We start from the raw sequence: 21,219 nt of genomic DNA on the forward strand, positions 1-21,219 counted from the left end.
GCCCCATTTTCGATCCCCATTGCCATCTGCAGTCGCCTTCTTTGTGATCGCGGTCGTATTTGTCGGCAGCATCTCAACAGCGGCCCGTGCGCGCGACATCACTGTCTTTGCCGCTGCGAGCCTGACCAACGCCATTGAAACTGCGGCCGCCACCTATGAAAAGGAAACGGGTGATACAATACGCCTATCACTGGCAAGTTCCTCGACACTGGCGCGCCAGATTGCCGCAGGGGCACCCGCAGATGTCTTTATCTCTGCCAACGAAAAATGGATGACGTGGCTAAACGATCAGGGCTTGCTTGTCCCCGGCAGCCGCCATGACCTGCTGACAAACCGTCTGGTTATTGTCGCCCCCAAAGATAGCAATCTTACCCCGATTAAAATTAGCAATACTTCAGACCTGACAGCATTGATCGAACCCAGTGATCGCATCGCAGTCGGCGACCCGGATCACGTGCCGGCCGGCATTTATGCCAAACAGGCGCTGACATCTTTGGGGCAGTGGGAAACGGTCGCACTAAGGCTTGCGCGTACTGACAATGTTCGTGCGGCCTTGGCGCTGGTTGAACGGGGCGAAGCACCGATTGGCATCGTCTATCAAACTGACGCCGGCATTTCCGATAACGTCAAAATCATCGGCACCTTCCCTGAAAACAGCCACCCGATCATTACCTATCCTGTTGCCCTGACGGGTGATCCGTCCGAAACCAAAGCCACGAAATTCCTACTTTGGCTTTTGGGGGATGACGCGGGCCGCATTTTTGCAGACTATGGCTTTGAACCCGTTGCAACAACGCAAGCCAACGTGCCCGGAAAATGATCAGTTTGACCCCCGCCGAAATAGAGGCACTTCTCCTAAGCTTGCGCATCTCAGGCGTTGCTGTTGCTTGTGCCCTGCCCTTTGCGATTATTGTCGCAACTGCGCTTGCCCTTGGTCGGTTTCCCGGGCGCTTTATTCTTGATGCGATTGTGCATCTACCGCTGATCCTGCCACCGGTTGTTATGGGCTATTTATTATTGCTCGCGATGGGCACCCGGGCCCCCTTGGGTGCTTGGCTGTATGAGACCTTTGACCTGCGCTTTGTCTTTAGCTGGACGGGCGCGGCACTGGCATCGGCGATCGTAAGCTTCCCGTTTCAGGTCCGCGCCATTCGACTGAGCCTGGAAAACGTCAATCCGGGTCTTTATCAGGCTGCCGAAACCCTTGGCGCCGGGCCGATTGACCGGTTCTTTTCGCTGACATTGCCCTTGGCACTTCCCGGTATCATTGCTGGTGCCATTACCGCCTTTGCCGCAAGCCTTGGCGAATTTGGTGCGATAATCACGTTCGTATCAAACATCCCAGGCGAGACCCGCACCCTGCCACTCGCGATTTATACGGCGATCCAGACACCGGGCGGCGAACTGGCCGCAGCGCGCTTGGCGGCTCTTTCGATCGGCTTGGCCTTTGCCGGACTGCTTCTGTCTGAATTGGCGCTCCGTCGTATTCGCAAAAGGGCCGCGTCATGAGCATCGGTGTCAATGTTGAACGCAATCTCAAGACTTTCCGGCTTGCCGCCGAATTCAATATTCCTGAACCGGGTATAACCGCCCTGTTTGGCCCTTCTGGCAGTGGCAAGACGACGCTTGTTAACATGATTGCCGGTTTGGTCCGCCCGGATCGCGGCCATATTCAAATCAACGATCATGTGCTTTTTGAACATTCGCGTGGCATCAACCTTCCGGTTCGCAAGCGTCGGGTTGGCTGCGTGTTTCAGGATAATCGCCTGTTCCCGCATAAATCGGTGCGCGACAACCTGTTTTACGGGGCGCGCCGCAATCTCCACAAACTGCCACAGGATGAACAACAGACCATCCTTGAGATGCTTGATATCTGGGATCTGATGGATCGCCGACCCAACCTTCTGTCTGGCGGGGAAAAGCAACGGGTGGCACTTGGGCGTGCTCTTTTGTCCAATCCGGATGTATTGCTGCTTGATGAGCCGCTTTCCGCCCTTGATCACGCCCGCAAACAGGAAATCCTGCCGTATCTCGAATGGTTGCGCGATCATCGCAAGATACCGATCCTTTATGTCACCCACGCGATTGACGAGGTCGCCCGCCTTGCTGACCACATGGTAATCATTGATCAGGGCAAAACACTTGCGACCGGGTCGGTATTTGAAATGCTGGGCCGCACGGACTTGGCGCCGCTGGCCGGGCGCTTTGATGCCGGAACGGTTCTGGCCGCCCGGATTGTCAGTCGTGACCCCAAGGCCGAGGTCAGCTTCCTTGAATGTGGCGGGCAACGACTTGTCGTGCCCTATCTCGGCCGTCCGAAAAGTGATCGTGTCCGACTGCATATTCGTGCCCGTGATGTGATGATTGCCCGTACCCCGCCGCACGATATCAGTGCGAACAACATCATTCCCGTCACCATAACCAAAATCAGTGACGAGCCCGATGACACCATTGATGTAACCATGTGCTTTGGTCAGGATGCGGATGCCACCCTTCTTGCGGAAACCAGTGGCCGCCCCAAAATTCATGCCCGCATCACGAAATGGTCGGGATCACGCTTAAAACTGCAACCCCATCAAAAAGTCTTTGCCGTGATCAAATCGGTCACGGTCAATGGGCAGTTGCGCGATCGCTAAAACTGACGCACCAGGAAACGACAAACCCCCGTCGGTATCTTCGACGGGGGTTTGTTTTAAGGCTTAAGGGTGCTGATACGCACTGGGCGCTGGCCAGTCCCATTTGTCCTGCAAGGCTGAATCGGTTTCATAGATCTCGACCTTAAGCGGATAACAGGCGGCATCATCACTTGAATGGCCGGTGCTGCAATCCCCACCCGGACAGGTCGAAAGATTGCCCAGCAAATCGATCTCGGCAAACATTTCAAGATAGTCCCCCGGGCGTACCGGGCTTGCCTTCATGAAATACTGATGGGTGTCCTTGGTAAAGCCGGTGCACATGAAGACGTTCAACACATCATGCACATAGTGATCGGCTTCCTGCATCGACATGCCGGTCTCATCACTTAAAGCCCGGCACAGATTGGAATGACAGCAATGATGATAATCATTGCCTGACAACAACCGGTTGGTAAACGGATCGCAGCGGGTGCCAATCACATCATGCACACTGCCGCCATCCTCATCAAAACCATACCAATCAAGGGTATCTTCGCTGATGAGCGCCATCGAACGCAGATAGGGCATGTTGGACCACAAACGGTCACCGGTGGTCAGGTGGGTCCGATGCAGGGCACGGGTCTTGCCGCTGAAAAACCGTTCCTTAAGGTCATTTGCATTCCAAAGGTTCAAATCACCGACCTGCGGCCCATCGACACTGATAATGCGGAAAAAGTATCCCTTGGGCACATGAAACGTGCGCGCATCGCGCGGCGGAACGATAACCTCGTTCACTTTCTTCATTGATGCCTTGAATTCTGCGAGCGTCGCAAAGTCAGGCTCGGGCAAGGTTCCGTTGGGATAAACAACGACCGGCTTGATCGCGCGACGCTCGGCGGCGTCTGTTGGGGCTTGGTGCTGGGGCTTGAAAGTCATGGGGTGGCCTCGATAACAGGAAAATAGATGGGCGACAGAATGGCACAGTGACACGTTGACACAAGCCTGTTTCAACGGGGCCGACTGGCAGATCAAACGAACAACTAAACAAGCGGTGTGATCAATTCTTGGCGTTCATCCCACGCATCAAGATTATCGACAACCAATTGGCCCATGGCATCGCGGGTTTCCACCGTTCCACTTGCCAGATGCGGATAGAGCACAACATTATCAAGATTGGCAAATGCCGGATCGATATCCGGTTCATTTTCAAACACATCAAGTCCCGCACCGGCAATCAAGCCATGCTGCAACGCCCGGATCAAAGCCGGTTCATCAATCACCGATCCCCGTGCGATATTGATCACGACACCATCTTTGCCAAGGGCATCAAGCACCGCTTCATTGACGATGCCTTTGGTCGCGGCCCCACCGGGGCAGGACAACACCAAGATGTCCGACCATGTCGCGAGTGCCGTCAGATCGTCAAAGAACCGATAATCGACATCCTTCTTGCTGCGTCCGAAATAGCCGACCTCGACCCCGCTTGGAATTGCGCGTGATGCGATTGCCTGTCCGATCCGGCCCAGCCCGACAATGCCAAGCTTCTTGCCGCGCACACTTCTGGTCAGTGCCATCGGACCTTTTGCCGCCCACTTTCCGCTGCGCACCCAGTCATCACCCAACACAAGCTGTCTCAAGGTGGCATGCATCAACATGATCGCCGTGTCGGCAACGTCATCGGTCAGAACGTCAGGTGTGGTTGAAAGACGAACGCCGCGGTCACGCAGTGCCTTCAGATCAAAGACATCATGCCCAACGCCAAAGCTTGTAATGACTTCAAGGTTCGGGAGTTGCGCCAGCAAGTCTTCCGGAACACCAAAGCGTGCGGATGTCACAACGGCTCTGATCTGATCGCCCATTTCATCAAGAAATTTCTGCTTGTCCGGAACCAGGTCATAGCGATGCAGATCGTGGCGTTCTGCCAACATGGCCGTATAGGCCGGGCGGATATCAAGAAGGGCAAGGACGGAACGTATCATTGGGGCGTCTTTCGGTGGCTGCGTGTGCCCCAAAGACTAGCTGCCTCAATCACCTGAGACAAGTTGATGCGCAGTTTCATATCGCCAGAAAACCACATTCGACCCAATACGTTTGCCTAGATACAATAAGGGCGGGGATGGCAATCGCCAAATCCCCGCCCCAATGCAGATTATTCTGCCGCGAATTCCATGCAGCCGGTGCACAGCAGATCAATGATGTGCAGGGCGAACGAACGCCAGATATCCATGCGGAAGCTTTGCTCGGCATCCCGCCAAAGAACAACCGTGACACCATCGATCACCGTACGGCAGCCACCGCCAACCGGGATGCTGTCAATGTCGCGCGGGCAACCGATGGTCAGCAACTCGCTCGCACGTTCGCCTTCGATGCGCACCGTGACTTCACGGGCTGACACCTCGGTCAGGCTGTGGGTTGCCGATGCATAGACATCCGCGCACGCCTTGGTCACTGTGTCGGTATCATCCGGCTTGGCGATGATCAGCCATTCATCCGGGCCAAGACAGATGGACTCAGTCGTGCCATTGGCCGCACGTGCGCCAACTGTGGTTGCAAGATCAACACCAATCGCCTTGGATACGGCCGGAATGTTGGCCGCCCGCAAACGTAGCGAGAAACGGGCAACCGGCGCCATCAGGGTCAGTTTAACCGGCCCGGAAGCAACGATCGGACCCGGCGTAAATGCGTGTGTAAGTACCGTCATTTTTCTGTTCCCCGCCTAGAGTTTCAACCGTTCGCCTTCGGGATCGTAAAACACGGTCCCGGTGACGGTCGCCTTGATCACACGATCTGGCATCGGAATGTAAATGGTTTCACCCATACGATTGAAACCGTCTGCAAGCAGCGCCATGGCAATCGGGCGACCTGCGGCATCGCTGTGATAGCTCGATGTCACATGACCAACCATTTTCATCGGCTTGGGCTGGTTTGGATCAAGAACGATCTGCGCCCCTTCCTCAAGCTTGGTTTTGCCATCTTCGGTCAGAAGACCAATCAACTGCTTGCGGCCTTCGGCAACCAGATCCGGACGCGCCAGACCACGTTTACCGACAAAGTCGGGTTTCATTTTACCGATTGCCCAACTCAGCCCGGCATCATGCGGGGTGACAGTGCCGTCGGTGTCCTGACCGACAATGATATAGCCCTTTTCGGCACGCAGCACGTGCATGGTTTCGGTCCCATAGGGGCAGATATCGTATTTCTTGCCTGCTTCGAACAGCATTTCCCAAAGCGCACGACCAGCGTGGGCCGGAACGTTGACTTCAAAGCCGACTTCACCGGTAAAGCTGATGCGGAACAGTCGGGCCGGGAAGCCACCCACGCGGCATTCGGCAACTGACATGTGCGGGAATGCATCATCAGACATATCAAGACCTTCGACAAACGGCTCAAGCACCTTGCGGGCATTCGGGCCGTTCAGTGCAATGGTCGCCCACTGCTCGGTCGTTGAGGTCAGCCAGGCATCAAGGTCAGGCCATTCGGTCTGAAGGTAGTCTTCCATCATGTTCAAAACGCGCGCCGCACCACCGGTCGTGGTGGTGACATGGAAGCGATCATCGGCCAGACGGCCAATGACACCGTCATCGCGGATAAACCCGTCATCCCCCAAAAGCAGGCCATAACGTGCCCGTCCGGGGGCCAGTTTGGTCCAGGGGTTGGTGTACATACGGTTCATGAATTCAACCGCATCCGGGCCAACCACCTCGATCTTGCCAAGGGTCGATGCATCAAAGATACCGACACTTGCACGCGTCGCACGGCATTCGCGCGATACGGCTGCATGCATGTCTTCACCGTCTTTCGGGAAGTACCATGCACGGCGCCACAGGCTGACCGGCTCATAAACCGCACCGTTTTCTTCGGCCCAGCTGTCAATCGGGGTTTTTCGCGTCACTTCAAAGTGACTGCCCTTGTGATAGCCACAGAACGCGCCGAAGGTGGTCGGGGTGTAAGGCGGGCGGAAAGTGGTCAGACCAACTTTCGGCTGCGGCACACCCAAGGCGTCAGAGGCAATGTTCAGGCCGTTGATGTTCGACATCTTGCCCTGATCGGTCGCCATGCCGTTGGTGGTGTAACGTTTGACATGCTCGATCGAACGCATGCCTTCACGTACCGCCAGACGAAGGTCCTTGGCTGTCACGTCGTTCTGGTAGTCGACAAAGGCGCGTGCCTTGCCTGCATCCAGATCGGTCGGCAGTTCCTTGTGGCTGACACCGGTTCCCGGACGATCATTGGCAACGGCATATGTCGCCGCCTTGGCCTTCTTGCCAAGGCTTTTGGCCGCAGACGCGCCCATTTCTGCCCCGTCATTTAGAACGGCCTCAATGCCCCACAGGCCACGGCCTGCACCGGCGATTTCGCATTCCTCTGCCTTGTGATCGGGCAAGAAGGTCTGGCGTTCGTCGTCCCACTTAAGCGTTCCCTTGGTGTGGGAAAACAGATGCAGCGACGGCGTCCAGCCCCCCGACATCAGAAGGCAATCACATCCGATCATTTCAGCCGGACCGACCGTCGATCCGGTCACCGGGTTGACCCGAACCGATTTGACACGCAGGCGGCCTTCGGTGCCGGTCACGGTATGACCGGCCATGATGCGAATACCGCGACGCGTCGCCTCGGCAAGCAGATCCGCATTCGGTTCGGAACGGGTATCGACGATGGCGGCAATGGTGGTGCCCGCATCGGCCAGATCAAAGGCCGCGTACCATGCGCTGTCATGGCTGGTGACGATGACGGCCTTGTTGCCAACCCGCACGCCATAACGGTTGAGGTACGTCTGCGCCGAACCGGCAAGCATCACGCCCGGGCGGTCATTGCCATCAAACACCAGTGGCTTTTCCAGCGCGCCTTGCGCCAGAACAACCTGCTTGGCACGGACACGCCACATGCGTTCGCGCGGGGTTTCCCCATCCGGGCTAGCAAGATGGTCGGTCAGCTTTTCACACAGACCAACCATGTTCTGGTGGTAATAGCCAATCGCCGTCGTGCGGGTCATGACCTTGACGCCAAGCTCTTTGAGCTCCGCCACGGTTTTGGCAACCCAATCCCATGCCGGCATGTCTTCGATCATCGCTGATGGCTCAGACAGAAGCGAACCACCCGCTTCGGGGTTTTCATCAACAAGGGTCACTTGCGATCCGGCACGCGCCGCTGACAAGGCCGCAGCAAGACCGGCAGGACCGGCACCGATGATCAGAACATCAGTGTGCAGATAACGCGATGCATAGTGATCCGGATCGGGTTCGGTCGGCGAAACGCCAAGACCGGCTGCCGCACGAATAAACGGCTCATAAACCTTGTCCCAGAAGGATTTCGGCCACATGAAGGTCTTGTAATAGAACCCGGCCGAAAACAGCATATAGGCCTTATCGTTGATCGCACCAACGTCAAAGGACAGGCTGGGATAGCGGTTCTGGCTGTTGACTTGAAGACCGTCCCAGATTTCCTGAACGGTTGCACGGGTGTTCGGCTCAAACCGGCCCGGACCACGGCGCGTGCCGACCAGTGCGTTCGGTTCTTCCGAACCGGCCGTCACGGCACCACGCGGACGGTGATATTTAAACGAACGACCCATCAGGTGGATGCCATTGGCCAGCAATGCCGATGCAATGGTATCGCCTTTGAAGCCTTTGATTTTCTTGCCGTCAAAGGTGAACTGGATCGGTTGGGTGTGATCGACGCGACCACGCCCGGAAACGCGGAAGCTGCTCATTTCGATTTCTCCAACAATTTGGACAGTTCAGGACGGGGATCATCAGTTTTATAGGTGATCAGGAACAGGTCACTGACAGTGTCACGCACGGCGTTGAAATATCGACCGCAGCCATGGAAGTGGCGCCAACGTTCATAATGCGGGCCCTTGACGTTGGTGCGGATGAACAGGAAATCGCGCCATTCCTCGTCACTGACAGACGACGGATCGGCCGGACGTGCAATATGCGCTTCACCGGCATAGGTAAATTCCAGTTCCGGCAGGGTCTGATTGCAATAGGGGCAATGGATCAGAAGCATGTCCGGTCTCCTTAGTGCGCAACAGCGGCAGCAGCGGCTTCGTCAATCAGACGACCAGTGCTGAAACGTTCAAGGGTGAAGGGCGCGTTGGCCGGATGCGGATCATCCTTTGCCACGGTCCATGCCAGTGTATGGGCAGCACCCGGGGTCGCCTTGAACCCGCCGGTCCCCCAGCCACAGTTGACATAAAGACCTGGCACCGGCGTCTTGCCAAGGATAGCCGAACGGTCCGGGGTCACATCGACGATACCACCCCATTTACGCAGCATGCGCATGCGGTTGAAGATCGGGAAAATCTCGCAGATCGCGGCAACCGTATGTTCGATCAGCGGCAACCCGCCACGCTGGGAATAACTGGTGTACTGGTCGGTTCCCGACCCGATCACGAGCTCGCCCTTGTCAGACTGGCTGATATAGGCATGCACGCTGTTGGACATGACCACACAGGGGAAGATCGGCTTGATCGGCTCTGACACCAGCGCCTGCAGCGGATAGCTTTCAAGCGGCATGCGAACACCGGCCGTATCCATCACGACCGAGGTATGACCCGCGGCCGAGACAGCAACCTTTTTCGCCCCGATAAAGCCCTTGGCGGTTTCAACGCCCGTCACGTGGCCATCCGGGCCACGGCGAATGGCGGTTACCGGGCAGTTCTGAATGATATCGACACCACGTGCCGCAGCGCCACGGGCATACCCCCATGCCACGGCGTCATGGCGCGCGGTTCCTGCGCGACGCTGAAGTGCCGCGCCAACGACGGGATAGCGTGCAGTGGGCGAAATATCGAGTGGCGGGCAGAATTCCTTGGCTTCCTCGGCCGACAGCCAGACGTTATCGACACCGTTCAGACGGTTGGCATGTACGTGGCGCTGGAAGCTCTGAACATCATGAACGTTATGCGCAAGCATCAGAACGCCGCGCTGCGAATACATGACGTTGTAGTTCAGTTCCTGGCTCAGCCCATCCCACAGATCAAGCGCGTGGTCATAAAGCTTGGCACTTTCGTCATAGAGATAGTTCGACCGAATAATCGTCGTGTTACGGCCGGTGTTCCCACCGCCCAGCCAACCCTTGTCGATCACGGCGACATTGGTGATGCCGTGTTCCTTGGCCAGATAATAAGCCGCACCAAGACCATGACCACCCGCGCCGACGATGATGACATCGTATTCGGCCTTTGGCTCACTGTCGGGCCATTGCGGCTCCCAGTTTTTTTGGCCGCTAAGGGCGTTTTTGATAAGCGATAGCGCAGAAAAATGGGTCATGATTATACGATCCCCCGATTTACCATTGCCTGAACTCTATCAATGTCCATGCTCTGCGGACTGGATAATTGCGACAATTTCATTGTATATTTTTGCCATGAACTCTTTTTCGAACCTGGGATCAAACCCCGGTAAACCCAATGCAAAAAAGCGCCTTCGCGTCGCCTTTCTGCTGGCAGACAATTTCACGCTGACAGCGTTTGCCAGTTTTGTCGATGTCTTGCGTCTTTCGGCCGATGAAGCTGACCGTTCGCGGCCCATTCACTGCGACTGGACGGTGCTGTCTGATACCATGAACCCGGTGCGTTCAAGTTGCGGGGTCAAGGTGCAACCCGACACCCGCCTGCGCAATGCCGGTGACTACGACTATATCGTGGTTGTCGGCGGCCTTATTCAAGAACAGGGCGGGTTTTCATCTGATTGCATTGCCTATCTCAAGGCGGCTGCCGCCGAGGGCAAGAACCTGATCGGGTTGTGTACCGGGGTTTTCGCGCTGTATGAGGCGGGGTTGCTTGAAGGATACCGATGCTGTGTTAGCTGGTTTCACCATGACGAATTTGTCGCACGGTTCGAAGCCGCCCAACCGGTTTCCGATCAGATCTTTGTCGTGGATCGGGATCGCCTGACCTGTTCGGGCGGGCATGGCGCGGCACATCTGGCGGCCTGGGTGGTGGAAAAGCACATCGGGCGCACGGCGGCGACCAAAAGCCTGAGTATCATGATCATCAACGAGGCCATGACCGGCGAAAACCCGCAACCGGGCTTTCAGACCGATCTGGTTGCCAAAGACGCACTGGTGAAAAAGGCGCTTTTGCGAATGCGCCAGAATATTGAGTCGCCCGAAACCGTCGCCAAAATGGCCGAAAAACTTGGCGTCACACGCCGTAAGCTCGAACGGGCGTTTAATGCCGATATCGGCATTTCACCATCACGTGCTGCTTTGCGCATCCGGCTTGATGCCGCCAAAAAGCTGCTGGGCGAAACGGGAAAAACAACCACCCAGATAGCACTTAGCACCGGATTTTGTGATGCATCGCATTTCATTCATGCCTTCAAGGCCGAAATCGGCATGAACCCGTCGGAATACCGAAACAACATTCCGACGGCTCAGCCGTAATCAGGCATCAATGGTGACTTGCCCGATCGGGTTCGAGCAGCAAGCAAGGATGTAACCTTCTTCAATATCGTCGTCCGTGATCCCGCCATTGTGGACCATATGAACCTGCCCTTCGGTCTTGCGCACCTTGCACGTCCCGCAAATCCCCATCGAACAGCCTGACGGGATCACAAGGCCTGCCGTGCGCGCCGCGGCAAGGACGGTATCGGTTTGGGTGCAATTTGCCGTGATGCCAGATGCGGTGAATGCGATGACAGCCTTGCTGTCCTCATCAGGCACGACATCATCGGGCACGTCTTCTGCCTCCATTGTCGGCGCGTGGAAGCTTTCCTGATGGTAGCGATCCATATCATAGCCAAGCCCGACAAGAACCTCGCGCACGGCCTGCATGAACGGTTCCGGTCCGCAACAAAACACCTCACGTTCAAGATAATCCTGCGCCATCAGGCCCAGCATCAGCTGATTGAACGTCCCCAAATACCCGGTCCACGGCTTGTAGGGATCGGCTTCCTCCACCACCCACTTCAGGGCAATGCCGTTAATCCGCGACGCGCTGTGTTCCAAGCGTTCGCGAAAGATGATCTCGGAGGGGCGTTTCGCACAATTGACGAACACGATGTCGGGATCACGCCCGGCGTCATAAAGATAGGTCGTCATCGACATCATCGGCGTGATGCCCGACCCCGCCGAAATGAACAGGTATTTGTCCGCCGGATGATTAATCAGTGAAAAGCTGCCAGCCGGCCCCTTGGCCCGAATGCGCATGCCCGGACGCAAATGATCTAGCATCCAGCGCGTACCGACCGACCCCGCCTGCGCCTTGACCGTGACGGTCAAGGATGTCGGCCGCGATGGCGAGGACGAGATGGTATATGTCCGATAAAGCGTCCCGCCCGGCACCGGCAGCTCCAGAGTCAAAAACTGCCCGGGATCATAGCTGAACAACGCACCCGACACCGACTGAAAGCAAAATGTCATGACATTGGGGGCTTCTGGCAGGAACGAAACACATTCCAGTTCCTCGGAGTCCGACCAGAAGGCAAGCTTTGGTTTCTCGATCACAGACATCGCCCTACTCCGCCGCGATCAATCTGGTTTCGGCAAGCTTGTCAGACAGGGTTTTCGCATACCAGTTGCCAAACTGGGCAACACCGGCTTCGTGAATCTCTGAATACGGACCGACCTTGTAGGCTGGTGTCGCAATGCCACGCTGATTGTTTTCGACCACTTCCCTGTCTTCAGCATTGGTCGCAAGCCAGACTTCGGTCAGTCGGTTCAGATCATAGTCACGGCCTTCAACCGCGTCCTTGTGGACAAGCCACTTGGTGACGACTTCGGTTTCCATCGGGCTGATGGGCGTCACACGGAAAACAAGCGCATGATCAGACAGAAAATGGTTCCAGGTTGACGGATAATGGAACTTCAAAAGCGATCCGGCATTTTTGAACGGGATATTGGAGTTCGGCAGGCTGACAGCCGCCTTGGTATCAAGCGTGTAGCTTTCTGCTTCCCCCAAAAGCGGCACACGCACCAGACGCCATTCACCACTATCGGCCATCTGATAGGCAGATGGCGCGCCGACTGCCTCGCAGCGGGCCACATGATCATCAAGCACACCGGCCACAACACCATCGGACGTGCTGCCGATCGCACGCGCATCTTCCGGGAAGGTTCGGCACAGCGATGGGTGATTCCCGCCGCAGTGATAGCATTCCCGATTATTCTCCCAGACCAGCTTCCAGTTGGCCTTTTCGATAATCGTGCTTTCAAACGCGACCTTGGAATTTTCCAGATCGTGCGGCGCAAGGTATTGTTCTGCAGCCTTGGCAAACGGTTCGATATCCGGCGCATTTTCAGCCAGACAAATATAAACCAATCCGTGGATCACCCGGCAATGAACCGGGCTTAACCCGAATTTTGAATTGTCAAAATCCGGCCCCATATCACGCGCCCAAAGCAACTTGCCATCAAGGTCATAGGTCCACTGGTGATAAGGGCAAACCAGCCGTGGATTTCGGCCCTTTTTGGTTTTGCACAGAACCGACCCGCGATGGCGGCATGAATTGTGAAAGGCACGCACGATCTGATCGTTGCCGCGCACGATCACAACGGAATAAGCACCGACTTCATAAATGACGTAATCGCCCGCCTTGGGTATTTCGCATGCCGGGATCGCAAACAGCCATTCCTTGTAATGAATGTTTTCAAGGTCGAGCTCAAAGATCGACTGATCCGTATAGAACGGCTGTTCCAGAGAATATCCGGGAACACGACGCGCCAAAAGCTCTTGGACTGAATGCGGCATAACGGGCATGGCGGAAATCCGTTTCTTGATGGTTAAAAGCAACCAAAAGTGTGAACTTCATGCCACGATTTACAACGGCATTAATTTTCATCTTGGTTTAGCTCACCTAATCTGAAAAACTCACAGAAATTACCCTGCGCTGTTTTCAGGAGAGGCCGTTGGCCCGCCCGTATGATTTGTCTTCGATAAATGCCCTGATCTGCTTTGAGGCAGCCGGTCGCAACATGAGCTTCAAGGATGCGGCGGCAGAATTGAATGTGACACCTGCGGCTGTAAGCCACCAGATCAAGGCGCTTGAGGCCGATATTGGCAGCGCCCTTTTCATTCGCCGCAATCGCGGTGTGGAGCTGACCGAGAAAGGCGCCTTCCTTCTCGTCGCCCTGCAAAGGGGCTTTGAGACCATTTCCGATACGGTCATCCAATTGCGCGATCAACCCGAAACGGTTGATGTCACAATCCGGACGACAACAGCCGTCAGTTCACTCTGGCTTACGCCAAAAATTGCCGCATTCTGGAAAATTCATCCCAATATCACGGTCTCGCAAATTGTCTCGGATGTGCCCGGCATGACTGGGTATTGTGATCTTAGCATCCATTACAGCAACCCCGATGACGGGGCGGACGGATACTACAAACTGTTTCAGGATCGCGTGGCCGCCATCGGCACACCGGCCTTCAAGGCCGAACAAAACATCGAAACGATTGATGACCTTTTGCGTGCACCCCTGATCCACCTGCATAATGAGGAAACGGACTGGACAACATGGACCGACTGGTTCCGTGCATTGGGACGCCCAGCACCAAAGGGGCGAAGCTTCAAGCTTAACAATTACACAATTGCGCTTCAGGCCGCACAGGATGACGTCGGTGCGGTGCTTGGATGGGATGAACTGGTTGGACCGCTGCTGGAAGACGGACGCCTGATCAAACTTGTGCCTGACGAAATCCCCTCGCCGATGGGGTTTTATCTGCGCGTCCATCCGCGCGCATCCGAGAAGGCCCGCATATTTGTCGACTGGCTGATCGATGCCGCCTGAGATAGCGGGAAACGGCAAGCGCAGCACATCGCCACACTTGCCGCACAGATCAGACGTCTTTTAACAAACGCAATGCATCATAGATCGCCGCATGGGTATTGCGTGCTGATACTGCATCCCCGATCCGGAAAAGCTGATAGGCACCATCTGGATTGCGCACAACCGATTGCGGTTTTCCGGCCAACAGGTCGTCATGCGACATTTCACCATGGTTCGATGAGCCGGGCTTGAGATCAAAGTAGATGTCATCAAGCGGAATGGTGCCGTGGTTGACCACGATCTGATCAACGATCCGTTGCTTGGCAACCCCGCCATAGTCACTGCCGACATGCGCGATGAGTTGATTGCCCTGCTTTTCCACCGCCTCAAGGCGATAGGTCACCGTAAAGGTGGTATCAAGCTTCTGCATGCTGCGCATATAGGGCACAAGGTTCATCGCCATGACTTCGGGTGCAAAGGACCGATCCGGGGTCATGATTTCGACCTTGGCACCACTTTGGGCAATCAGTTCGGCCGCCTGCAAACCGGCATGATCCCCGGCATCGTCATAGACCAGAACATTGGCGCCCGGCTTGACGTCGCCCGAAATGATATCCCAGGTCGACACGACCAGATCATTACCCTCTGACAGGACTTCGGTATCGGGCATGCCGCCGGTGGCGATGATGACGACATCGGGGTTTTCGGCCGTAATCGTGTCGGCCTCTGCCCAGGTGTTGAAATGGAACGTCACGCCAAGTCGGGTGCATTCAGCCATGCGCCATTCAATGATGCTGATCATTTCACGGCGGCGTTCGTTCTGTGCGGTCAGGCGGATCTGCCCGCCCGGATTTGGGGCGGCTTCATAGACAACAACTTCATGACCACGTTCGCCGGCAACACGGGCGGCCTCCATCCCGGCCGGGCCGGATCCGACAATCACGACCTTCTTGCGGGTTTCTGCCGCCTCGATGATTTGAGGCATCGAAAGCTCACGCCCCGTGGCGGCGTTATGGATGCAATAGGCCGACCCGCCCTGATAGATGCGATCAAGGCAATAGTTCGCCCCGACGCACGGGCGGATTTCATCTTCGCGCTTTTCAATGATCTTGCGCACGATATGCGGATCGGTGATGTGCGCACGCGTCATGCCAACCATATCAACCTTGCCCGATGCAATCGCATGGCGTGCGGTTGCAACGTCCGGGATTTTCGCGGCATGGAAGGTCGGGAAATCGGTGGCGGCACGAATTTCACCGGCAAAATCCAGATGCGGCGAGTTCGCCATGCCCTGGATCGGGATCACATCGGTCAGGCCGGCATCCGTATCGATATGCCCACGAATGACATTGAGGAAATCGACCATGCCACTGTCTTTAAGGCGCTTGGAAATAGACAGGCCATCTTCCTTGGTCAAACCACCCTCAAGGTCTTCATCACCGGTATAGCGCACACCGACAATGAAATCTGGCCCGACGCGTTTGCGAATTTCGGTCAGAACATCAAACGTAAAGCGCAGGCGGTTATCAATGCTGCCACCATAAGGACCATCAAGTTCGTTGGTCAGCGGCGACCAGAACTGATCCATCAGATGGCCATAGGCCTGAAGCTCGATCCCGTCCATACCGCCCGCCTTCATGCGTTCGGCCGCATCGGCATAATCCTTGATGATGCGTTCGATATCCCAGTCTTCCATCTTCTTCGGGAAGGCCCGGTGGGCGGCTTCGCGCTTGTGCGATGGGGATACCACTGGCAACCAGTTTGCCTTGTCCCAACGCGTGCGACGACCAAGATGGGTCAGCTGGATCATAACCGCGGCACCCTGTTCATGCACCGCATCGGTCAGATCCTTCATCCACGGAACGACTTCGTCTTTCCAGACCAGAAGGTTGTTAAAGACCGGCGGGCTGTCCTTTGATACCGCAGCCGACCCCGCCGTCATCGTCATGGCAACACCACCCTTGGCGCGTTCCACATGATAGGCGCGATAACGATCCTTTGGCATGCCATCCTCGGGATAGGCCGGTTCGTGCGACGTCATCATGATGCGGTTACGCAGCGTCAGATGCTTAAGCTGATAAGGCTGAAGAAGCGGGTCGTTGGACATGTGCGGGGCTCCGGGTTTGGACTCTCTGCCCATGACGATATTCAGAAATGTACAGTTATGTCAATTTTAAGTTCACTGATGTATATTTTAGATACACTCATGTACACTTTGCTTGTCGCGAACCGCGCAGTTTGCTAAGGAAACGTCCATGGAAGAACAGATTGAAGATATCGCCGGACAAAATAGCGGCTGGCGCGGATCGGCCGAGATCTGGCTGAACGCGGCATATGACGCCCTGCTTGAAACCGGTGTCGATGGCGTCAAGATCCAGCCACTGGCAAAGCGCCTGAACCTGTCGCGCACCAGCTTCTATTGGTTCTTTAAGGACCGGAAGGAGTTGCTGGGTGCCTTGCTGGATCTGTGGCGCGAAAAGAACACCGGTAATCTGATCAAACAGACAGAGGCCTATGCCGAAACCGTCTCGGAGGCGATGCTGAACATCATCGATTGCTGGCTGATGCCCGACCTGTTTGACTCGCGTCTTGAATTTGCCGTGCGCAGCTGGTCGATGCAGTCCGACGATGTCCGGGCCGAAATTGAAAAGGCTGATCAGCAACGCCTTGATGCGCTTGCCAAACTGTTCATCCATTTCGGACAGGATGAACGCATGGCCGATGTCCGCGCCCGTGCTATCTATCTGGTACAGATCGGCTATATCTCGATGAAAGCAAACGAAGATTTAGCCGTGCGCATGGCACGCATTCCCGGCTATGTCGAAACATTTTGCGGCCAGGCACCGACGCAAAGCGAACTCAACCGGTTTTACGCGCGGCACAATTTTGCACCCTGAACCGATCAGCGGCATTCATCAGATTTTCAGGGCGGACAAATCCACCTTTCGGCTCAGAACTCTGCCTTGAAAATCGTATCATCCAGAAATTGATCCATCCCGACAAGCGATCGATCCGGTGCATCTGCGGCACCTTCAACGCGCCAATCATCCTGCGGAACCAGAACATCCAGCCCGGCAACCGCCGTTCGATAAAGGTCCGGTCGGAAGACATCGGGAATAACGGCTTTAAGATCCGTATCTTGGGGAATTTGTCGCCAACGCTTCATTTGTTCGCCAATCCAGCGCCCCTGTGACAACCAGGGGAAAGTCGCGGTATAGCGGTAAAATACGTGGCGGTCAGGCAGATCGATGGGCGGTTCCCCCGGACGCAATACCGGTTTACCGCTCAGCGATGCCTTAAGCACTTCAAACGGCGCGCCGACATTGGCCTCCTCAGACAGGATGTGGGCCAACTCAACGCGGTTCCCTGGCTGGTCTGCCCATTCAGCAGCCCGGACAAGCGCACGCACAAGTGCAGAAACAAGTTCGGGATTGCTTTGCGCCCAGTCTTCCCGCAGACCAAGAACCTTCTCCGGACTTCGTGACCAGATATCGTCTTTAAGCGCAACAATCACGCCATCACCGTGAAACACCGCGCGCTGGTTCCATGGTTCGCCAACGCAATAACCATCCACCCAGCCATTACGCAGACTGTCAAACATCCGCGGCGGCGCGATCACGCCGATATTCACATCCATGTCCGGATCAATGCCTGCTGCCGCCATCCAGTAGCGAAGCTCATAGTTATGGCTTGAGAACGGAAACACGGTGGCAAAGGACAGGATCGGCCGCCCTTCGGCCTTGTCTTCATCAATGACCTTTTTAAGCGCCCTGGCCGACCGCCCGCGCGGACCAAGCATCGCATTCGGGTCGGCCTCCAACATACGTTGATAAAGCTGGGTCGAGACCGTAATCGCATTACCACCACGACCCAACGCCATCGGCACGACGATATTTTGAACCGGCAGTCCGCCAAGCCCAAGCCGTGCAGCAATCGGGATCCCCGCCAAAAGGTGGGCCGCTTCAAACATGCCAAAGGAAAGTTTGTCGCGAATGGCTGCCCATGACATTTCGCGGACCAGTTCCAGATCGATATTTTCCTGCTGGGCAAACCCCATGGCACGCGCCACCACCGGAATGGCACAATCGACCAGTGGAACAAAACCGAGACGAACCTTGTTAGCCATCCATCAAAACTCCAACTGAAACGCCGTGATGACGCTTTGCGCGATTTCATAAATCTTGCGATTTTGCTTCATGGCGTTTTTGCGCAACAGCGCATAAGAATCTTCTTCGGACAGACCTTTTTCTTTCATCAGGATGCCCTTGGCCCGTTCAATGAGTTTGCGTTCATTGAGCTTCGCCTGCGCTTCATCACGTTCGCGGCGCAGCTGATCAAAGACGTTGAACCGTGAAATCGCCATTTCGACAATCGGGCGAATGCGGTCCTGACGCAGGCCATCAACCACATAGGCACTGACGCCTGCCGACACCGCCTCGTGGATCATGGATGCGTCGCTTTGATCAACGAACATCGCAATCGGGCGCGCAATGGCGCGCGACACCTGAAACATCTGTTCAAGCGTATCGCGGTCGGGGTTTTCAAGATCGATGATGATGATGTCTGGTGCCAACGCCTGAATACGTTCGACCAGATTGTGGGACGTGCCGATACGGGCCACGCGGGTATAGCCGCTTTCAACCAGACCACGTTCGACAATCGCCGCACGGTCCGGATTTTCATCAATCACCAGAATATTGAATTCTTCCAGCTTCACCAACTAACCCTAACTCCCTGACAGCCTGAAATGGCTGCGCCTCTCTGACGTATCTTTTTATATGCTCCGTCCCATTTGCGGGTCCGGATTACTGGTTTCGGGATGCGGTCGGAACCGCATCCCGAAAAGATCGTATCAAACAGCGTATCTTACTCAGCCGGAACCGGCTGCGCTGTACCTGAAGTCCCAAAACGTTCTGACTGCGCCGCGTCGAAACGCGCCTTTTCTTCAGCCTGGGTTTCCGCCGAGAAACGCACCGCCAAAGCCGCGAACGAGCAGATGATCACAGCCAGACCGAGATACAGAAGACCTTCCTGATAGGTAAGTGCTTCGGACTTGAACAGGAAGCCCGCTGCGACCGCGCCAGCATTACCGCCCGCACCGACAATACCGGCAACAGAGCCAAGCGCCTTGCGGTTGACGAACGGCACAATCCCGAAGGTCGCACCTTCTGACATCTGAACAAACAGCGAAAAGACGATCATCACAGATACGGCAACAACCAGTGCTTCCATCTGCGAAAAGGCAACAAGTGCGACGCCTTCGATGAACAGTGCCATGAACAGGAATTTCACACGACCCGAAAGGCCGCCCTTGGCAGCAAATTTGTCAGAGAACACACCACCCAGCGTCCGGGCAAAGATGTTCATCAAACCAAACAGACCGGCAATCATGCCAGCGGTTGCCAATGAAAGCTCAAACTTGTCGAAGAAATAGATCGCTGCAATGTTGTTGATCGTCAGCTCGACACCAAAGCACGCGGCATACACCAGGAACAATGCCCAGACACGGTAATCGGAAACGGCAGCCATCATGCCCTTGGCGGCACCGGCAGTATCGTCCTCCGGCTTAAGCGCGCCACTTTTGCGCATGTCGGAATAGTTGCCTTCCGGGCAATCGGTGGTGAAGACCCAGTATAGCACGGCAACAACCAGCATGATTGCACCCGGGAACACCATCGCCAGACGCCAGCCCATGGTTTCAGCCACGCCAAAACCAAGAACCATCGCAAGGATTGCTGGCATGACCATCTGGGTCACGCCACCGCCAAGGTTACCCCAACCCGCCGTCGTGGCATTGGCCGTACCGACAACGTTTGGCGCAAACATCATGGAGGTATGATACTGCGTGATGACAAAGGATGCGCCGATAGACCCAATGGCCAAACGGGCAAGCAGGAAGGTTTCATAACTGTCGGCAAGACCGATCAGCATGACCGGAAGCGACCCCAGCACCAGAAGGCCGGTATAGGTCTTGCGCGGGCCGATCTTGTCACAGAGCGGCCCGATCAGAAGCCTTACCAGAACTGTAATCGCGACCGAGGCAATGATAGTACTGCCGATTTCGCTTTTGCTAAGACCGAGATCATCGCGCACCAGCGGCATCAGCGGTGCGATCCCGAACCAGCCAAAGAAGCACAGGAAGAATGAAAGCCAGGTGAGGTGGAAAGTACGCATTTGGACAGTCTTGAGACTGAATAGATTTATGCGTGTAGCCTTGTTCTTGATTTCCATAACATTGAAGCCCTTCGTTTAGGTCGCGCAGAGCTTGATGTTTGCTTTGTACGACCGACGGTTTTTCCCCATGGGCCTCATGCTTCATCTGGAAGATGTCCGCAGGCGGCCCGTCATTCGTATCGGAAAGGCTGCGCGCTCATCGCGCTGCTGTTCCAAACGTCTGATCGTCCGCCGTTGGACGAAGAACTGTGAGCCACCCGTCATTGGGCATGCTTTCGTCGAAGCTGCTCACACGAAACCGGTATTGCAAACACCGCGCCAGTTCTTCCGCGATGCGGGACAATTCCATCAAATGATTGAAAATAATCATAATTTGACGACCGCATCTGCACAGGATGTTTTTTAGCCTGCCAAAATGACTATTTTTTGCACAAATTTAAATCACTCATTTTTCGTGATGGTTATTTTTTAATCATTCCGGTAAACCCAGCCAAATTCGTCAATCTGCCGAACAAGTATTTTCATCAATATTTTCAGTTTGTTAAAAGATAATTTTCTCAATTTTCAATTCTGGCACGGCACTTGAATACATTGACGCAAGAGCGCGGGCAGTGTCGCCTGCGGCTCCGGCGAAAAAGCCGATTGTATATATAAAGAATCCAAAGACGGGTTCACCGGATAACGACGTCCGTTGCGAAATGCCTCTTTTGAGGGCAGG

Annotated in this window: 19 protein-coding genes; 7 read left to right on the top strand and 12 right to left on the bottom strand. The window is 55.5% G+C overall.

Annotated features, from left to right (window positions below):
- The first annotated feature begins 19 nt into the window (after window positions 1–19).
- The 3 genes from modA to modC are packed head-to-tail and all read left to right on the top strand — an operon-like array spanning window position 20 to window position 2,636.
- Window positions 20–820, top strand: a complete 801-nt coding sequence (gene modA, locus AC5Q5A_RS09190) for a molybdate ABC transporter substrate-binding protein (protein ID WP_493895050.1) — start codon at window positions 20–22, stop codon at window positions 818–820.
- The gene (gene modB / locus AC5Q5A_RS09195) at window positions 817–1,509 is read left to right on the top strand and encodes a molybdate ABC transporter permease subunit (protein WP_493895051.1); all 693 of its coding nucleotides are present in this window, start codon (window positions 817–819) and stop codon (window positions 1,507–1,509) included. Before modA ends, modB begins: the two co-directional genes overlap by 4 nt.
- Entirely contained in the window at window positions 1,506–2,636 is a 1,131-nt protein-coding gene (gene modC, locus AC5Q5A_RS09200) for a molybdenum ABC transporter ATP-binding protein (protein ID WP_493895052.1), read from the top strand. Before modB ends, modC begins: the two co-directional genes overlap by 4 nt.
- A gap of 63 nt (window positions 2,637–2,699) precedes the next feature.
- On the opposite strand, the gene AC5Q5A_RS09205 is transcribed toward modC, so the two are convergent.
- From AC5Q5A_RS09205 to AC5Q5A_RS09230, 6 genes are all read right to left on the bottom strand, one after another.
- Complete coding sequence (locus AC5Q5A_RS09205; protein ID WP_493895053.1) at window positions 2,700–3,551, bottom strand: urea carboxylase-associated family protein; 852 nt, start codon at window positions 3,549–3,551, stop codon at window positions 2,700–2,702.
- A gap of 104 nt (window positions 3,552–3,655) precedes the next feature.
- Complete coding sequence (locus AC5Q5A_RS09210; protein ID WP_493895054.1) at window positions 3,656–4,594, bottom strand: 2-hydroxyacid dehydrogenase; 939 nt, start codon at window positions 4,592–4,594, stop codon at window positions 3,656–3,658.
- A 170-nt stretch (window positions 4,595–4,764) separates the two neighbouring features.
- A complete protein-coding gene (locus AC5Q5A_RS09215; RefSeq protein ID WP_493895055.1) occupies window positions 4,765–5,316 on the bottom strand; it encodes a sarcosine oxidase subunit gamma in 552 nt (183 codons plus the stop codon).
- A gap of 15 nt (window positions 5,317–5,331) precedes the next feature.
- On the bottom strand, window positions 5,332–8,325 hold the full coding sequence (locus AC5Q5A_RS09220) for a sarcosine oxidase subunit alpha (RefSeq protein ID WP_493895056.1): 2,994 nt from the start codon (window positions 8,323–8,325) through the stop codon (window positions 5,332–5,334).
- Window positions 8,322–8,624, bottom strand: coding sequence for a sarcosine oxidase subunit delta (locus AC5Q5A_RS09225; protein WP_493895057.1), 303 nt, complete (start codon window positions 8,622–8,624; stop codon window positions 8,322–8,324). The genes AC5Q5A_RS09220 and AC5Q5A_RS09225 overlap by 4 nt, the downstream gene beginning before the upstream one ends.
- Before the next feature lie 11 nt (window positions 8,625–8,635).
- Entirely contained in the window at window positions 8,636–9,889 is a 1,254-nt protein-coding gene (locus AC5Q5A_RS09230) for a sarcosine oxidase subunit beta family protein (protein ID WP_493895058.1), read from the bottom strand.
- Window positions 9,890–9,986: 97 nt separating this feature from the next.
- Here AC5Q5A_RS09230 and AC5Q5A_RS09235 point away from each other — a divergent pair, with 97 nt between their 5' ends.
- Window positions 9,987–11,006: a GlxA family transcriptional regulator gene (locus AC5Q5A_RS09235; protein WP_493895059.1), complete on the top strand. Its 1,020-nt coding sequence runs from the start codon at window positions 9,987–9,989 to the stop codon at window positions 11,004–11,006.
- On the opposite strand, the gene AC5Q5A_RS09240 is transcribed toward AC5Q5A_RS09235, so the two are convergent.
- Together AC5Q5A_RS09240 and AC5Q5A_RS09245 are read right to left on the bottom strand one after the other, a co-directional pair.
- On the bottom strand, window positions 11,007–12,074 hold the full coding sequence (locus tag AC5Q5A_RS09240) for an FAD-binding oxidoreductase (RefSeq protein ID WP_493895060.1): 1,068 nt from the start codon (window positions 12,072–12,074) through the stop codon (window positions 11,007–11,009).
- Between the two features lie 4 nt (window positions 12,075–12,078).
- Window positions 12,079–13,320 (bottom strand): aromatic ring-hydroxylating oxygenase subunit alpha, encoded by a 1,242-nt coding sequence (locus AC5Q5A_RS09245; protein ID WP_493895061.1) that lies wholly within the window; start codon window positions 13,318–13,320, stop codon window positions 12,079–12,081.
- A gap of 149 nt (window positions 13,321–13,469) precedes the next feature.
- On the opposite strand from AC5Q5A_RS09245, the gene AC5Q5A_RS09250 reads away from it, so the two are divergent.
- On the top strand, window positions 13,470–14,348 hold the full coding sequence (locus tag AC5Q5A_RS09250; RefSeq protein ID WP_008889542.1) for a LysR substrate-binding domain-containing protein: 879 nt from the start codon (window positions 13,470–13,472) through the stop codon (window positions 14,346–14,348).
- Window positions 14,349–14,397: 49 nt separating this feature from the next.
- Here AC5Q5A_RS09250 and AC5Q5A_RS09255 read toward each other — a convergent pair whose 3' ends face one another.
- Window positions 14,398–16,434: an oxidoreductase gene (locus AC5Q5A_RS09255; protein WP_493895062.1), complete on the bottom strand. Its 2,037-nt coding sequence runs from the start codon at window positions 16,432–16,434 to the stop codon at window positions 14,398–14,400.
- A gap of 148 nt (window positions 16,435–16,582) precedes the next feature.
- Here AC5Q5A_RS09255 and AC5Q5A_RS09260 point away from each other — a divergent pair, with 148 nt between their 5' ends.
- Window positions 16,583–17,224, top strand: coding sequence for a TetR/AcrR family transcriptional regulator (locus AC5Q5A_RS09260; RefSeq protein WP_063088798.1), 642 nt, complete (start codon window positions 16,583–16,585; stop codon window positions 17,222–17,224).
- 53 nt (window positions 17,225–17,277) lie between these two features.
- Here the strand turns inward: AC5Q5A_RS09260 and AC5Q5A_RS09265 are convergent, their stop codons facing one another.
- The 3 genes from AC5Q5A_RS09265 to AC5Q5A_RS09275 all read right to left on the bottom strand — a co-directional run bounded on the left by AC5Q5A_RS09265 (window position 17,278) and on the right by AC5Q5A_RS09275 (window position 20,501).
- Entirely contained in the window at window positions 17,278–18,453 is a 1,176-nt protein-coding gene (locus AC5Q5A_RS09265; RefSeq protein WP_063088797.1) for a CmpA/NrtA family ABC transporter substrate-binding protein, read from the bottom strand.
- Window positions 18,454–18,456: 3 nt separating this feature from the next.
- The gene (locus AC5Q5A_RS09270; RefSeq protein WP_008889538.1) at window positions 18,457–19,044 is read right to left on the bottom strand and encodes an ANTAR domain-containing response regulator; all 588 of its coding nucleotides are present in this window, start codon (window positions 19,042–19,044) and stop codon (window positions 18,457–18,459) included.
- Window positions 19,045–19,193: 149 nt separating this feature from the next.
- A complete protein-coding gene (locus AC5Q5A_RS09275) occupies window positions 19,194–20,501 on the bottom strand; it encodes a NarK family nitrate/nitrite MFS transporter (RefSeq protein ID WP_493895063.1) in 1,308 nt (435 codons plus the stop codon).
- 94 nt (window positions 20,502–20,595) lie between these two features.
- On the opposite strand from AC5Q5A_RS09275, the gene AC5Q5A_RS09280 reads away from it, so the two are divergent.
- A complete protein-coding gene (locus tag AC5Q5A_RS09280) occupies window positions 20,596–20,907 on the top strand; it encodes a hypothetical protein (RefSeq protein WP_493895064.1) in 312 nt (103 codons plus the stop codon).
- Window positions 20,908–21,219 lie beyond the last annotated feature (312 nt).

The organism is Thalassospira sp. CA1, assembly GCF_059052855.1.

Coding starts and splice junctions, on each gene's coding strand:
- AC5Q5A_RS09280 (WP_493895064.1), top strand. CDS start 20,596: ATGTTTGCTTTGTACGACCGACGGTTTTTCCCCATGGGCCTCATGCTT.
- AC5Q5A_RS09260 (WP_063088798.1), top strand. CDS start 16,583: ATGGAAGAACAGATTGAAGATATCGCCGGACAAAATAGCGGCTGGCGC.
- AC5Q5A_RS09205 (WP_493895053.1), bottom strand. CDS start 3,551: ATGACTTTCAAGCCCCAGCACCAAGCCCCAACAGACGCCGCCGAGCGT.
- AC5Q5A_RS09240 (WP_493895060.1), bottom strand. CDS start 12,074: ATGTCTGTGATCGAGAAACCAAAGCTTGCCTTCTGGTCGGACTCCGAG.
- AC5Q5A_RS09245 (WP_493895061.1), bottom strand. CDS start 13,320: ATGCCCGTTATGCCGCATTCAGTCCAAGAGCTTTTGGCGCGTCGTGTT.
- AC5Q5A_RS09275 (WP_493895063.1), bottom strand. CDS start 20,501: ATGCGTACTTTCCACCTCACCTGGCTTTCATTCTTCCTGTGCTTCTTT.
- AC5Q5A_RS09225 (WP_493895057.1), bottom strand. CDS start 8,624: ATGCTTCTGATCCATTGCCCCTATTGCAATCAGACCCTGCCGGAACTG.
- modB (WP_493895051.1), top strand. CDS start 817: ATGATCAGTTTGACCCCCGCCGAAATAGAGGCACTTCTCCTAAGCTTG.
- AC5Q5A_RS09235 (WP_493895059.1), top strand. CDS start 9,987: ATGAACTCTTTTTCGAACCTGGGATCAAACCCCGGTAAACCCAATGCA.
- AC5Q5A_RS09220 (WP_493895056.1), bottom strand. CDS start 8,325: ATGAGCAGCTTCCGCGTTTCCGGGCGTGGTCGCGTCGATCACACCCAA.
- AC5Q5A_RS09215 (WP_493895055.1), bottom strand. CDS start 5,316: ATGACGGTACTTACACACGCATTTACGCCGGGTCCGATCGTTGCTTCC.
- modC (WP_493895052.1), top strand. CDS start 1,506: ATGAGCATCGGTGTCAATGTTGAACGCAATCTCAAGACTTTCCGGCTT.
- AC5Q5A_RS09265 (WP_063088797.1), bottom strand. CDS start 18,453: ATGGCTAACAAGGTTCGTCTCGGTTTTGTTCCACTGGTCGATTGTGCC.
- AC5Q5A_RS09210 (WP_493895054.1), bottom strand. CDS start 4,594: ATGATACGTTCCGTCCTTGCCCTTCTTGATATCCGCCCGGCCTATACG.
- AC5Q5A_RS09255 (WP_493895062.1), bottom strand. CDS start 16,434: ATGTCCAACGACCCGCTTCTTCAGCCTTATCAGCTTAAGCATCTGACG.
- AC5Q5A_RS09230 (WP_493895058.1), bottom strand. CDS start 9,889: ATGACCCATTTTTCTGCGCTATCGCTTATCAAAAACGCCCTTAGCGGC.